We start from the raw sequence: 15,169 nt of genomic DNA, 5'->3' as shown, positions 1-15,169 counted from the left end.
TTTTTAAAAGTGTAAAAGATAATTATACAAGTACTTTGAAGTGATTATCTTTTATTAGTCATTTTTTTATAATGTTTCCTCTAGATCAGAGAATATTAAGTGTTAAATCAAAAGTATAATTGTACTAAATTACTAATTCAAATCATAAGATTACATAGACAAGCCTATTAGAATAATGTATTTAAATTATAGTGTTTTTCACTTTCTAGGTGGTGGATAAAAATGATAGACAAATTGGCTATTCAGCTTACTTCCTTCATTTGTACTGAGGGCTACAACAATGCTAAAGATAGAGCAAAGATACAATATGGCTTAAGTATACTTTTAAGTGAAGGATTTAAAGTTATTTTCCTAGTTATGTTTTTTAATATAATTCATTGTCAGAGGTATTTTTATTTTTCCTTACTAATCATGATGTCAACAAGAGTGTTTTCTGGTGGAATCCATTTAAAAGGAACCTTGAATTGTTTAGTTTTAACAACATTGTTATTTTTCTTCACTAGTAACCTCGCCCCCTTAATATCTAGACTTCCAATAGTATATTATCTTTTTGTGAGTTTAGGTAGCCTCATAATTGTTTTGGTCAGGGCTCCAATATGCAGTGTAAGGAGACCTATAAAATATAATAAAAAAAAGCTGCAGTATAAATTTACCGCGGCATTTTCTGTAATTTTATGGACCTTTATTTTATTTTTTTTAGAAAGTAGTCCCTATGTAAACTGCGGCTTCAGCACTCTGTTGATACAAAACATACAACTTGTGCTAGTTAAAAAGCCGAAGCTATAACCTATCTAATTAACTTATGAAATAAGGAGGTCATTATGAAAAATTTAATTAACCACTTCAAAGGAAAAACCATCTTGTGTGTACTTTGCCTCACTGTAACTTCATTTGTATATCCATGGTATGGCTCCTTCCTCTTTCTTGGGGAACCAGACATCCCAGAGTCCTTGAAAGAGAAATATTAGACAAGTTATGATAATTTAATACTAAATATTGTATTGTTGTTTTTAAAAGATAGTTGAATTCTACCCCCGTAGGATTCAACTATTCTTTTAACAGTATGCAGACCATATCCTCGATTTTCACCTTCTTTTGTAGTATATCCTGCATTAAATATCTTGGAAATATCATTAAATTCTATCCTTTCCCCTGTATTACCAATTTCAATAATACAATTTTCTTCAAGATACCCTATGTTTAAAAATACTTTTTTAAAAGAACTTTCCGAAGTTAAGACAGCATCAAAAGCATTATCTAAAAGATTGTTCAAAACCTCTGAAAGCTCATGGTCCTTAAATGGAAACTTGGAGTCCCCTTGAATAGTATAATTAAACTCAATATTATATTTTGTAGCCTCATTTATTTTGTTGTAGATAATGGCGGTTACTACTGTATTATCTATTTGTAACACCTTCTCTATATTTTCCAAGGAATCGTTAAGTGAATCTATATATTGTGTTATAGTTTCCTTTAAGTTCTTTTCGTCAGATACTAGAACAAGGCCATATACAGTATTTAAGTGATTTTTAAAGTCGTGTTGTCTCCTTCTTACATCCTCCAATAGCTTTGATATCACAGGCGAGTACTTCTTATAATCCTCTAGGGATTTCTTAATTTCATTATTTTTCATATGATACTCAAGAATAAACAGATTTGCCAAAATGAATACTATAGGAATAATAAGATATAGAGAAATCTCATCCAAAAACTCACTTCTTTTAAAATTCCATATCCATTTAGCAGTAACTATATACATGAGAAGATTCACTGAAAAAAAGTATATTTTAGAACTTTCCTGCTTAAAAAATATCATTAGTTTTCCATAAGATAAAAATTTATAAATGCAAAAACTTAAAACCATGCATAGAATGTTAGCAATAAGTAAATAAATAAAATCCTCACTTGCCATGAATGCAGGAATAGACAATCTAAGAACAATTATTATAATAAGCTGCATTATGCCAAAAATAGCTAAAACTAAACCGAACTCTAATAATAAGTACTTTATTTTTTTCTTAAACGTTAGATTAATAACTACTAGTAAAAAGAGATAATTAATAAAAAACTGCAAAGGTGGATAAGTATAATTTGTAATTAGAACAACTACTGATGTGATAACCACAATGATAATGCTTTTATATACTCTATTTTCATATTTTTTATTAAACATATTCCAAAGCAACATAAAACTTCCTACTTCTAGAATTATCAAGACGAATATCTTACAATCGCTCATTTATTTCCCCACCGCCACATTATTAAAATTATCCATTATACATTTTTTATAGCTATGTCCTAATAATGCAGTTTTGTCCGTGTTATTAAAATAAATTTTGTAAGATGTTTTATCATTGCTTTTTTCAATTTTATTGATATATTTTAAATTCACCAAATAAGATCTATGGCTTTGAAGTATATACTTATCTTCTATCATTGAGTTCAATTTCTTTAAGGATAAATAATCTATGGTGAAAGAACCGTGTATAGTATGAATTATTGAAGTTCTAATAAACACTTCCACAAAAATTATTTCATTCACAGATATTTTCACCTGGATGTTCTTTATAGGAACAATGATAAAATTTTCACTAGTTTCCGTAACTTCCACCTGATCTCTGCAATCTGATAGTAATCGCTTTGTTATATTCTGGATATTTTCCTTGTTATAAGGCTTTAATATATAATCATAACAGTGAATTTTCTTAAAGGCTGAAAGCATATAATCCTTGTAAATTGTTACGAATATAATCCAAGTCAGTCTATAGCTTTTAATTTTTCTTATCTCCAGAGCAAATTTAAGGCCTGATTCATTTCTTAAATTAATATCAATGAAAAAGAGATCTATCCTCTCCATCGCGGCTATTTTAATAGCCTCTTCTATATTTCTAGCTTCATATACATGGTATATGAGGTCTAATTGTTTTATAATATCTGACAGGGTTTTTAACTGAATACAATCGTCTTCTAGAATTAGTATATTGTACATATAGCCATCATTCCCCTTCGTATTAAATTCGATTTAATTAAATATTCTAGATTTGTTTTAAAATACCTCCAAGGATATTAAATAAATATGTTAACCAAATTAAAATAATACGAGAAATTAATGACATAATTTGGGTGTTTTATGTTGCATTCAATATGCTATAAAAGATTATATGGTACAATTAAAGTACAAGCATCTACTATTTTCTAAACTCCATAAAAAGTGAGCGGATTGCACCCTATCTACAAATAAAAAAGGAGCGTGGTTTTATGAATTTAAATTTTATTATTGTTATTCTATGTGTTACAATGATGGGAATTGTTGCTATGCTGCTTGGTTTTTGCTATAAACAGGAGATAATGAAGGCTTTGTTTCAATCAAAAACAACTATAAAAAATGATGAAGTATCCTCTGAATTAACATTAAATATTGACAAAAAAGAAGGCAATAAGTAGCTCTGCCAAGCTGCCTATTGCACCTAAATAGTTTTTTAATTTTAAGCAAACTGCACAATCCCGCAATCAGCTCACTCAATAATTATATCACAAACTATTATAACATTTCAATACATTTATTGAAAATTATTACACTTATTTTTACATTTCTTTTGTCATGTTATTCACAAACATGTAGCATATAAAACTTGAAATTAGACTCGTTATAATAATTAAACCTAACGTATGAGCTCTACATTAAACTTCAAGATATCAGCATATCCAATTGATACAACCCCATTTATGTTGAAGCAATATAAATCCGATCATGAGGAAAGAGTATGCATAGAATGTATACCCTTTCCTTATATTTTGGACAGTATTGGTAATAATTAGTTTTTTCTTATGGTAATCAATGTTATAATTAGTATATCATGGAGACCACTGGTAAAATTCAAAGGATTTTTATATAAGCGCTTTTATCTAAAATATGAACCAAAAGAAGTCAAAATCATATAATAATCTAGTATTAAAAGAAAAGAGGGATATCATGTCATTAAGTGTTAGAAATTTAACAAAAAAATATGGTGACAAAGTTGTTGTTGATGACTTAAGTTTTCAAATTAATCAGCCAGGGGTATATGCCTTATTAGGGACAAATGGTGCCGGGAAGACAACAACACTGCGTATCATTCTAGGGATGCTAGCAAATGATGGCGGTGAAGTGTTATGGAATGGAAAACCCTTAGATGCAGTGAGAACAAATGTGGGTTATCTTGCTGAAGAACGAGGATTGTATCCAAAGTATTCCTTACTTGATCAGCTGCTATATTTTGCAAAACTAAGAAATGTACCTAAGAAAACCGCAATGAGTCGTATTGAATACTGGTCTGAACGCTTGCTAGTAACTGAACATATATTTCCACCTAAGGTAAAAGGCAAAAAATCTCCCAAGCCCCACCGTGCAGATCAGTTGTCTAAAGGAAATCAGCAAAAGATTCAGCTCATGGCCACATTGATTTCTGATCCAGAACTAATTATCTTGGATGAGCCCTTAAGTGGACTTGACCCTGTAAATACAGATTTGTTTAAGTCCATCATAAAAGAAGAAATAGCAAAGAATAAATATCTAATTATGTCTAGTCACCAAATGCCTACTATTGAAGAGTTTTGTTCAGATATCACAATATTAAATCGTGGAGAGGCAGTACTTCAAGGAAACTTAAATGAAATAAAAAAGGGGTACGGACGTGTAAATCTTTTTGTGAAGAGTGATGTAGATATTTCTTCCTATGTCTCTTCTTTTGGGCTAACTATTGTTAACAAGACACCAAGTGAATATCATCTTAAAGTTCAAGGCGAAGATCATGCTATGGCATTCTTGGCAAAACTTATTAACGATAAGATTCCTGTTGTAAAATTTGAATTACGTGAACCATCGTTGCATGAAATATTCATTGAAAAGGTAGGCGATGCTCATGAATAAAGGTAACCTTACGGGTTGGAGGGGTGTCTTTAACTTTACTTTAATACAAACCCTAAAAAGTAAAGCCTTTATCATTTCATATGTGATACTTATTGTGTTAATGTTGATTTCAATGCCCCTTATACGATTAATTACTACAGATAGAAGTTCAGATATAAGCTCACCAAGTCCGGTAAAAAAAGTCTATGTGAATAATGAAACAGCCCTTCCAGATATGAATTTTAGTGAGATTCTTAAGGATTCCAAGCTAAGTCATATCACTTTTGAGCCCATTAAGGAAGATTTAAATATGATTTCAGATCGAATTCAAGATAAAGAAAAGGAATCTATTATTCTAACCATAACTGAAAGCCAAGATAAATATTCTTTAAACTTTATAAAGGCCAGCGATGGGCCAATTGGGGAAAATAGTTTACAGCTCTTGGCAAGTGCCGTAACTCACCAATTTGAAATTTTCAAGATAAATGTATTGGGTATCGAAGATGAGCAACTCACTATGATTAACGCAAAGGTTAGCACCAATGTGTATATGGCAGATGTGAATGGTGTTGAGATTATAAGAGAAGATACCTCCATATCAAATGGTGAGTATTGGTTTATTTATGGAATTTTATTTATAGTAATGATGGTAAATATTATGGCTAGCACACAAATTGCTACATCCATAGTAACAGAGAAATCCACACGAGTGATTGAATACCTGTTAACTTCTGTTAAACCACTGGCTATTATGGTAGGTAAAATTATGGCCATGCTAACAGCAGTGTTACTTCAGGTGATTTCCATGATTGTAATCTTATTTCTTTCAAATAGGATTTCAAGTGTTTTATCTTCTAATAATGTAGAGAGCGTACTTTCGCAGTATCTTTCTAATGATATCTTCCAAAACTTAAACATAATTAATATTGTATTCTGCTTAATAGTAATTGTCCTTGGAATGATTTTTTATGCTACTTTAGCTGGTGTTGCAGGAGCATCTATAAGCAGACTGGAAGAAATGAATGAAGGACTTACCTTATTTACCTTAACTAACATTATAGGTGCATATATAGGAATAGGTGCTGCAAGCGTATTAATGGCATCAGGACTAAATAGCTTTGTGTTTTTTTCCTTGTTATTTCCTTTGTCATCTGTTTTTATATTACCCGGTGCCCTTTTGGTTGGAAAGGCAACTCTTCCCATTGTAGCAGGCGCCATTGCACTACAGGTAATATTCATAATCTTGTTGTTTAAATTTGTTGCAAGGGTTTATGAGACACTGATACTTCATAATGGTAACAAGATTAAAATCAAAGAATTGCTGAAGATTTCAAAGAATATGTAGAAGGGGGAAGGAAAGATGAAAGATAATTTTAGAGGATGGACTTCCGTATATGCATTTACCTTTTCACAGGCTACAAAAGGTGCAGGTTTTAAACTTGTTACAACCTTGGTTACACTCATAATATTAGGGGCATTTGTAGTAATGAATTTGGTGATGGCAAAGCCAGATAAGAACAATAAGGATGAGCCATCTCCAATTCAAGCAGTATATGTCCTCGATAATAGTGGATTAAAGCCTACAAATTATAATGATATGATTAAACAGAGTGAACACATAAAATTTAAGCACATTGATTTTATAGCTGCCACTGAGAAATCTAGTGATGAAGTTATTAAAGCAGCAGGTGCAAATTCCTCCGAAACCATTGCTGCAATTATTACTGCAAAAGAATCAGACTACGAATTAAAGGCAGTTATACCCGAAGGCTCTAATATTAAAAAAAATCAAGCAGAAGCATTGCTTAAACAAATGTCCTCTGCTTTTGAATCCAATAAACTCATGCAAGCAGGTCTATCCGCAGAACAACTTATAGCGGTACTTAAGCCTGCAGTAGTTTCATACTTAGAAGTTGGTGAAAGCACCAGTGTAATCACCAAGGTAATAAAGGTTGCGGCACCTATGTTGTTTAGTTTTATCATGTATTTCATGCTACTGCTTTATGGTCAGACAATAAGTAAATCTGTGTCAACTGAGAAGACTTCAAAGCTGATGGAAGTCTTATTAACCTCAGTCCACCCATATGCTATGATAACTGGTAAGGTGTTAGCTGTGACCTCCATGGCCCTTTTACAATTTGTAGCCTGGATTATTGCAATATTTGCGGGATTATACGGTGGAAATGCGGTTGCCCATGCAATTTATCCTCAATATGAGAATTCTGCAATCGCCATCATTAATTTTTTAAAGGATAACATTGGCGAAACAGCATTGACTCTTCCAGCAGTACTTTTAGCAATAATCTTTTTTTGCTTGGGATTTTTGTTTTATTGCATCATTGCCGCAGTTACAGGTTCTATGGTTTCCAAACCTGAAGATGTAGCTTCTACTCAGGCAGTGTTCCAAATCCCGGTTATCATAAGTTGGCTTATTTGTTATTTTGGTCCTCTGCTTGGTAAGGAAGGATTAACCTCTGTAGCCAGATACATTCCTTTTACAGCTCCTTTTACAGTTCCAGCAGATTTAATTACTGGTACCATAGGTCTAACTGAAGGCCTTATTTCAACGGTGATACTATTAGTTTTCTCCTTGTTAACCATTATATTGGCAGCTAGAATATACAAAGGACTTGTTTTATATAATGGACAAAAGCTTAGTTTTAAGATGATTGGAAATGTATTAAAAACTAATAAATAAAAGTGAGACCACATTGTAATTAAGTTACAGAATGTGGTCTCACCTTTTTTAGTACTGTTTCTTAAATTAAGTAACTTGTTAACCATGAGTGCTGTGAAGAATATTTATCAATATCTTTACCTTGCATTATCCTGGTTTAATGAAAAACAAAGAACATTTTTAAGCAGAATTGTTCAACTTTAATCATTAGAATTGACACATAATTTCAAAATAGATTCTGCAGCTATCAATCAATTCTTTAATAGAAATTCTTTCATTTTCTTTGTGGACACAGCTTAAATCCCCTGGACCAAGAATGATGCAATCAATCCCCTTCTTTCGTAGGATGGAGCCATCCGTTGTTCCAGCAAAACAGGCTGTGTCAAATGGAATCAGTAACTCATCATAGATTCCATTGATTTTTGAAATAATTGGTGCTGCAGATGGAAGGATCCACCCTTCTCGTTGATCAATTATTTCAATTTTCCCTTCATATCCTGGGTTCTGAATTTTCAAATCCCTAAGGATTTTTTCCATTTCACTCCAGATAGTCTCAGTCTTATGATTAGGAACAAGCCTTGCATCCACCTTTAATTCAAGCTCATCAGGAACAACACAAGGTTCTACACCAGCATGAATGCTCAGTGGTTGCCAAAAGGATTTACCATACATTGTGTTTTCATACTCGCCAAAGTTGGTTTCATCCATTTTATTCAAAAGCTGTCGAGCAAAATCAATAACATTTTGCCCCTTTCCTTGGGATCCATGGCCTGTGTTCCCTACTAACTTCAAATTTCCATAGGTTCTACCTTTACCTGCAGTACAGATTTTTAAGCTGGTTGGTTCGCAAACGATGACTAATGAAATATTGTTTAATAAACTTTCTTTCAGCAGAACCTTAGACCCTTTCATACTATCTTCCTCATCTACTGTTGCAATGAAATAGATGTCTTGAGATGGAACAATATCTTTCCTAACAATTTCTGACATTGCAACCATCACACTTGCTAAACCTCCTTTCATGTCTGAAGATCCTCGTCCGTAAAGAAATCCTTCATGGATTTCTGCAGAAAATGGTGAGGAGTTCCAGCGATTAAATTCTTTATCGCTAACAGGAACAACATCCATATGCCCTGTAAATGCAAGAGGTGCGGAACTGCTTTTCCCCGGGATTATTGCCACCACATCAAATCGTCCGTTTTCAACTGGGAATATTTTTGTTTCTATAGATGATTTTTTAAAAAACTCTATTAAATATCTTCCAACGGCCTCCTCAAGCCCTGGGGGATTGATACTTGGTATTTGTACCAAATCACAGGTAGTTTTCAAAAGCAATTCCTCATCTAAACCCTGTAATGATGCGATATTCATTGAATTCATAGTATTTGTATTTCCTTTCCTTCAAAATTTAATTATTTAGTTTGTATTTGGAATAGTCTTCAAAGGTGAAAAACTTTGTTGATTTTGTTATGGATTCAAATTCACTAACGTCCTCAACTTTAATCTAAATTAGAATCAAAATACAATATTATCGCCTGTTGTTCACTTAATTATAATTGGGAGCCTTCTATAACTATATTTTACCATAAAATAGCAATAACTAAATTATAAGTTATCCAGTGAAGATAATTAATATTGTGTGAAAACCCAATTACATGACCTAATTAAAAACGCTCTACAAATGTAGAGCGCTAATTTTATAATATGAAGAAAATATAGTAGTTTAATTTAAGGGTTAATTTTATAAAATATATTAATCAGAAATATATTTTATTTTACAGGTGCCATGAGAATCCTTCCTGTTCCACGATATACGTTAACTAACCCCTCACCTGACACAGCAGAACCAACTAAACTCTTGCTGGACTTTTCAACTTTAAAATCTAGTGAATCAGACCATGCTATAGCATAATTACCATCAATTCTAACCTCATCATTTTCAAGTACAAATTCTATAAGTTCATCTCTTGGTACTGGACTCTCCAATACAGCAATTCCTTCTCCTCTAAGACATAAGTTGAATAATCCTTCATTTCCAAGCATAGCTGAAGAAAGATTAGATCTAGCTATTACCTTTTGTTGAACCTTGGATTCACAAGCAAGAAAAAGTCCATCTTCAAGTACTAGTCCACCCCATTCTGAAACTTCTTCAAGTAGGATGTGTTTATATGTAGGTTCTAACATCAATAAACCATTTCCTTGATATTTAGGTTTAATTGCAGATTCTTTTGTTACTTTAGACGATAAAGCCTTACCTATGAAATCACCAAATCCCTTAACATCAGCAGCCATACTAACAGCCCCTGAGGTCCACTGCATTGCTCCAGCACTAATTGTATAAGCATTGCCTTTTAATTCTATTAAAACTTGCCTTTTCCTAACATTCATTTCTGAAGCAAAATAGGAAGCAATAGCATTTGTGGAATCTACACTTAAATCCTTTTTGTACTCAATAACCTTTATATCTCCTCTTGAAGCTACCACTTCTATGTTTTTATTGTCATATAGATTTTTACACGTTATCATATGAATTTCCCCAACCTTTTCATTATATTTTATTTGCAATTAGCATTTTATATATTATTATTCAAATAACCTTAATTCTATGTATCACACAAATTATCCTTCTTTTAATTCAGCTTACACTTATAGCAAATATCACTGTAAGTTGAAATAACTATAGGCACACTACTATATAAGCTTTAATAAATTCTACAGTGAAAAATATTAAAATTCTCATTGATTATAATATAATTGTATGATACAATTATATTAAAGTGAGGTGATCAAATGGATAATAAAGAATCTACTCAATGTTCTGTAGCAACACTTAATATAATAGGGCAAGATGAAAGCTGTTGTGTTGAAGAGGTAGGCCAATTAGTACAAAAGTTAGTTAGAGTGTTTCAATTATTCGAAAGAGATCAAATTAAAGTTCATGGTTTTACAAGCTCTCAATGTTATGCAATGCTTGAAATATTAAAATTTGGAAATTTAACTATGAATGAACTAAGCGATAAGATGAACCTTGATTCCAGTACTATGACAAGAGTAATCGACAAACTAGTTCGAGATGAAATTGTCAATAGAGAAAGAGATGAAGCAGATAGAAGAGTGGTAATAGTAAGTTTAAGCGATAAAGGTAGTGAAGCAGCGAAAGAACTTAGCTGTTCAGTAAATGAATACTATAAGAAAATAATAAAAAACATCCCTAATGGTGAAGTATCAGATATACTTCAGTGTGTATCAAAGCTACTAAAAGCTTTTGAAAAAGCTAATCCAAATTGTTGCTAAATTTTTTATAATGTATTTGTATAATACAAATATGCTTTTAGATTACATTAGTTATGTAGTCTAGGCTATCATATATTTGTATGATACAACTAGTGTTCTATACAAATTGAGTTTTAAAATTAATAATGAAGGAGAAATGTTTATGATAAATTTTATTAAAGATATTCTATTTAGTGTTTGGAGTTTTTTAGTTGCAGACTGGTACATCTTACTTATAGGTATTATCTTAGCTATAAGTGTAAGTGTTTACGTTGATACAGAAAATTTAAGAAAAATGCTAATGAAAAAATCAGGAATATCAGTACCTGGAGCAGTTATTTTTGGATCCTTAACCCCTCTTTGTGCCTGTGGTACCATGGCTGTACTATTTGCAATGTTTGCTTCTGCAATGCCTTGGGGACCTGTAATGGCATTTTTAATATCATCTCCTCTAACTAGCCCCTCTGAATATATGTTTGAAACTGCTTTCTTCGGAAGCAAATTTGCAACAGCAATGTTAATTTCGTCAATTGTACTGGGGCTATTCGCTGGGTTTTTAGCAAATTTTTTAGAAAAGAAAACAAACTTTTTTAAGAATCAGTTTAGAATGATTTCGGATAAAAGTAAAAGTTGTTGTTCAGAAAATACTAATGTTAATGAGCATAATTGCTGTACTTCAGATATAGAGGTACCCACCAGTGAAAGTTGTTGTTGTGAGAAAATAAGCAATAAGAAAACTATGGGGTTTCTACAAAAATATAAATTAGATAAACTACTAAAAGAGTTTGTTAATATAGGCCTAAAAAAAATACTTCTATACTTTGTAATCTTCATCGCTATAGGTAGAGTAGTTGAAATGATAATACCTCAAAGCTTAATTATGACTTTATTTAGTGCAGATAAGGCTTACTCAATTCCACTAGCTGCAACAATTGGTCTTCCATTATATTTAAATGACTCCTCAGCGTTACCATTATTAAAATCTCTAATAAATTCAGGTGCTGGAGAAGGCGTTGTCCTTGCATTTATGATAACAGGTAAGGCCACTGGAATACCAGTTATTGCAGGGATGTCAACATTCTTGAAGAAAAGAGCAATGTTATTTTATATAGGAATTATTTATGTAGGTGGTATCCTTGCAGGATATATTTTTCAACTAGTTGCACGTTAGTAACTTATAAAAAAATGTTTAACTCAAAGCAAAATACTCTTGTTTTCAATTAGTATTTATCTCAGAGTCTATCTATCTTCAAGATTAAAATATAAGAAAAACTATTTAGAGTTATAACTTTATATTTTGTATAGTTATAACTCTAAATAGTTCATAGTAAGTGTTAGTTTATATGAATTCCGTATATTTTCTCACTTTGTGCTTTTACTATTAGTTTTTGTTTTCAGTATTTATATAACTTCTATCGTTACCCAAGATTATCTCAACTTCATAAAATTCATTAAAATCATTTGTATACTGAAAATTTCTTATGCCGAATTGATTTTTAATGTATTGGGTAGCCTGTTGTTCTAACCCATATATAGTAATTTTTGATTCACTACCTGCTTTTCCATCAGTTACATCATAATTAGTAAATCCTAATTTTTTTATATACTGACCAAAATCTGTAGCTAATCCAGGTTTATTGGTTCCATTAACAATCTTTATTCTAATATCTTGTTGATTAATGTCAACAAATTCACTATCTGAGAAAACAGCATTTATCTGCTCGTTTTGTGCTTCATCATAAAAGTAATAAGAAATTCCATTTTCATAGCCATCAGTCCCTGGAAGCATATGATATTTTATATTTTCTTTTTGGGTTTTAGTTAGATTCATAGCGTACTTCATAATATCAGTAGCATTTAAATTTGTCTCAATATACTTAGGAAATATTGATAATATACTTGGGATTTTTGTGATTATTGCAGGGCTTTGAAGTTTATCTACAACAGTACCAAAAAAATCTTGCATATGCTTAATTCTACCTAAGTCTCCATCTATATATCCAGTACCATCATTATTTTTTCTCCATCTAATAAAGCCTTCAGCCTGTTCACCATTTAGTCTTTGAAATTCGGCACTCTTTTTTAAGTTTATATGAAGGTTTTGTGTAGGATCATCATAGTACATATTTCTGTCAACCACTACATCTATGCCACCTAAGGCATCTATAAATTCCCTAAAAGCAATTGTATTAATTTTAACATAATGATCTATTTTAATGTTTAATAATTCTTCCACAGTATCTACAGCTAGAGGTATTTCCCCTATGGCATGAGCAGCATTAATTTTTTGATTTTGCCCATAAATTTCAACCTTTGTGTCTCTTGGAATTGATAAAACGTCATATTTTTTATCTTTATAATTATAATGAACAACCATCATTGTGTCAGTTCTTCTTGGATCGCTTTCATTATTCTCATCACCTTCACCATTATCAACACCAACGACTAAAAAATTAGCAGATTTATTTATTTCTTCTACGGTGTTGTTATTGTTTTTACCTTCTTTTTCTGTAATAGTACCCTTCTCCCCATTTAAATCAACAGAATTGTTACTAAAACTTTGTAAGTATGCATATACAGAGGTTGTAAGTATTACTACAATAAAAAACACTCCTAATAGTATATACGAAAATTTTGATTTCTTCTTCCCTTTATCAATGATAACATCTTTAATAATTTGATTTTCTGAGTTTTTATTGCTTGGGTTATTAAGTTTATTCTGTTTATTTGCCATAACATCACCTACTATTTTTAATAATGGATATAAGCGAATACATCATGAAATTATTTCATCCTAAGGATCTATATTATTTTCAATATTACTTGATAGATATTATCATCTAATGCCTAACATTATTGAAATTTTAAAAATTATTTATATGATACCCTATAAGTAACACCTTGTCCAGTTTTCATATTTTTATTTAAGAACTTTTTGTACTCTCTCAAAATTTATTTATAGTAGTTTCTTTAATTTGATTATCTCCCCAAACTGCTAAGATAGATTTCTAGTACTGTAAATTCTATGAGGATTACACAAAAAAAGAAGTAATATCATGAAATTATCCTACTTCTTTTCTTACACCTTAACTTATTATTTTTTTATTTATAAAATTAAAACTCTGCTTTCCCCATCAACTATTACTTAGACTCAGTCACCTCATTACACTTTGCTATAAAAAGATATGAATACATTGGCATCAGTGTGTAATAATACCTATGTACAGTAATAAAGTAAGGAGGACATTGATGAATAGTAACTCAGGCTTATTGTTTCAGATTTTTGTAATTTTTTTACTAATCCTAATGAATGCTTTCTTTGCTGCTTCAGAAATTGCAATTGTATCTTTAAATAGAACTAAGATTTCGCTATTAGCGGAAGATGGAGATAAAAAGGCACAACTATTATTAAAACTCATGGAAGAACCAAGTCGCTTCTTAGCTACTATACAGGTTGGAATTACTCTTGGTGGATTTTTTGCAAGTGCATCAGCTGCTGCTAGTCTCTCACAACCCTTAGCCTTTTTGCTTTCCTCTGCTAATATTCCAGGTAGTGGTCAAATTGCACTAATAACAGTAACTATAATTTTATCCTATTTTACTTTGGTATTGGGTGAATTGTTTCCAAAAAGAATGGCCTTGCAGAATGCTGAAGGTATAGCCATGTTTGCAGTGAATCCAATTATATTCATTTCAAAATTAACAGCGCCCTTTGTAAAAATTCTAACATTATCCACCAATTTTCTCGTAAAGGTAACAGGAATTCAAGGTGAAGGTCTTGATGAAAAAATTTCAAGAGAAGAAATTAGATTGATGATAAATGCAGGAGAAGAAAATGGCGTAATCAATGAAATAGAAAAAGATATGCTGGATAATATATTTGAATTTGATGATACTATAGCACGAGAAATTATGACTCCAAGGGTTAATGTATTCACCCTTGATATTACATTACCTGTTAGTGAACTTTTAAATAGGGTCTTAGAAGAGCAGTATTCAAGAGTTCCAGTATTTGAGAATCAAGTTGATAATATTATTGGAATACTATACATGAAAGATTTATTTATTGAATCTTGTAAAGACAGCTTCGATGAGGAGAAAATAAGACAGTTATTAAGACCTGCATATTTTGTTCCTGAGACTAAAAATATAGATAAATTGTTTAGAGAGTTACAATATACTCAAAATCATATGGCCATACTCATGGATGAATATGGTGCTTTCAGTGGAATTGTTACCATAGAAGATCTCATTGAAGAAGTAATGGGGAATATCTTTGATGAACATGATGAAAATCATAATTCTATAGTTAAAATTGATGAAAATAATTA

Annotated in this window: 14 protein-coding genes; 9 read left to right on the top strand and 5 right to left on the bottom strand. The window is 31.3% G+C overall.

What is annotated here, in order from left to right; translation table 11 throughout:
- Positions 1 to 222 precede the first annotated feature (222 nt).
- The gene (locus RR409_RS18185; protein WP_332559192.1) at positions 223 to 786 is read left to right on the top strand and encodes an accessory gene regulator B family protein; all 564 of its coding nucleotides are present in this window, start codon (positions 223 to 225) and stop codon (positions 784 to 786) included.
- Between the two features lie 35 nt (positions 787 to 821).
- Positions 822 to 968: a cyclic lactone autoinducer peptide gene (locus RR409_RS18180; RefSeq protein ID WP_332559191.1), complete on the top strand. Its 147-nt coding sequence runs from the start codon at positions 822 to 824 to the stop codon at positions 966 to 968.
- A 5-nt stretch (positions 969 to 973) separates the two neighbouring features.
- Here RR409_RS18180 and RR409_RS18175 read toward each other — a convergent pair whose 3' ends face one another.
- Positions 974 to 2,239, bottom strand: coding sequence for a GHKL domain-containing protein (locus RR409_RS18175; RefSeq protein ID WP_332559190.1), 1,266 nt, complete (start codon positions 2,237 to 2,239; stop codon positions 974 to 976).
- Positions 2,240 to 2,989, bottom strand: a complete 750-nt coding sequence (locus tag RR409_RS18170; RefSeq protein WP_332559189.1) for a LytTR family DNA-binding domain-containing protein — start codon at positions 2,987 to 2,989, stop codon at positions 2,240 to 2,242.
- A gap of 269 nt (positions 2,990 to 3,258) precedes the next feature.
- On the opposite strand from RR409_RS18170, the gene RR409_RS18165 reads away from it, so the two are divergent.
- From RR409_RS18165 to RR409_RS18150, 4 genes are all read left to right on the top strand, one after another.
- Positions 3,259 to 3,444 (top strand): hypothetical protein, encoded by a 186-nt coding sequence (locus tag RR409_RS18165; RefSeq protein ID WP_332559188.1) that lies wholly within the window; start codon positions 3,259 to 3,261, stop codon positions 3,442 to 3,444.
- Positions 3,445 to 3,973: 529 nt separating this feature from the next.
- Positions 3,974 to 4,909, top strand: coding sequence for an ATP-binding cassette domain-containing protein (locus RR409_RS18160; protein WP_332559187.1), 936 nt, complete (start codon positions 3,974 to 3,976; stop codon positions 4,907 to 4,909).
- Positions 4,902 to 6,233, top strand: a complete 1,332-nt coding sequence (locus RR409_RS18155; RefSeq protein WP_332559186.1) for an ABC transporter permease — start codon at positions 4,902 to 4,904, stop codon at positions 6,231 to 6,233. The genes RR409_RS18160 and RR409_RS18155 overlap by 8 nt, the downstream gene beginning before the upstream one ends.
- A gap of 15 nt (positions 6,234 to 6,248) precedes the next feature.
- The gene (locus RR409_RS18150; RefSeq protein WP_332559185.1) at positions 6,249 to 7,586 is read left to right on the top strand and encodes an ABC transporter permease; all 1,338 of its coding nucleotides are present in this window, start codon (positions 6,249 to 6,251) and stop codon (positions 7,584 to 7,586) included.
- Positions 7,587 to 7,772: 186 nt separating this feature from the next.
- Here RR409_RS18150 and RR409_RS18145 read toward each other — a convergent pair whose 3' ends face one another.
- A complete protein-coding gene (locus RR409_RS18145; RefSeq protein ID WP_332559194.1) occupies positions 7,773 to 8,936 on the bottom strand; it encodes a M20 family metallopeptidase in 1,164 nt (387 codons plus the stop codon).
- Positions 8,937 to 9,335: 399 nt separating this feature from the next.
- Positions 9,336 to 10,091, bottom strand: a complete 756-nt coding sequence (locus RR409_RS18140; RefSeq protein WP_332559184.1) for an AIM24 family protein — start codon at positions 10,089 to 10,091, stop codon at positions 9,336 to 9,338.
- Between the two features lie 264 nt (positions 10,092 to 10,355).
- Here RR409_RS18140 and RR409_RS18135 point away from each other — a divergent pair, with 264 nt between their 5' ends.
- Together RR409_RS18135 and RR409_RS18130 are read left to right on the top strand one after the other, a co-directional pair.
- The gene (locus tag RR409_RS18135) at positions 10,356 to 10,859 is read left to right on the top strand and encodes a MarR family winged helix-turn-helix transcriptional regulator (RefSeq protein WP_332559183.1); all 504 of its coding nucleotides are present in this window, start codon (positions 10,356 to 10,358) and stop codon (positions 10,857 to 10,859) included.
- A gap of 142 nt (positions 10,860 to 11,001) precedes the next feature.
- Positions 11,002 to 12,009 (top strand): permease, encoded by a 1,008-nt coding sequence (locus RR409_RS18130; protein ID WP_332559182.1) that lies wholly within the window; start codon positions 11,002 to 11,004, stop codon positions 12,007 to 12,009.
- A 210-nt stretch (positions 12,010 to 12,219) separates the two neighbouring features.
- Here the strand turns inward: RR409_RS18130 and RR409_RS18125 are convergent, their stop codons facing one another.
- On the bottom strand, positions 12,220 to 13,572 hold the full coding sequence (locus RR409_RS18125; RefSeq protein ID WP_332559181.1) for an LCP family protein: 1,353 nt from the start codon (positions 13,570 to 13,572) through the stop codon (positions 12,220 to 12,222).
- A gap of 515 nt (positions 13,573 to 14,087) precedes the next feature.
- Between RR409_RS18125 and RR409_RS18120 the strand changes: the two genes are divergently transcribed.
- Positions 14,088 to 15,169: hemolysin family protein (locus RR409_RS18120; protein ID WP_332559180.1), on the top strand; the 1,082-nt coding region annotated here is incomplete at its 3' end.

It is taken from the genome of Clostridium sp. (assembly GCF_036642255.1).
Lineage (GTDB): Bacteria > Bacillota > Clostridia > Clostridiales > Clostridiaceae > Clostridium_J.
This window is presented reverse-complemented; position numbering and strand designations above follow the sequence as displayed.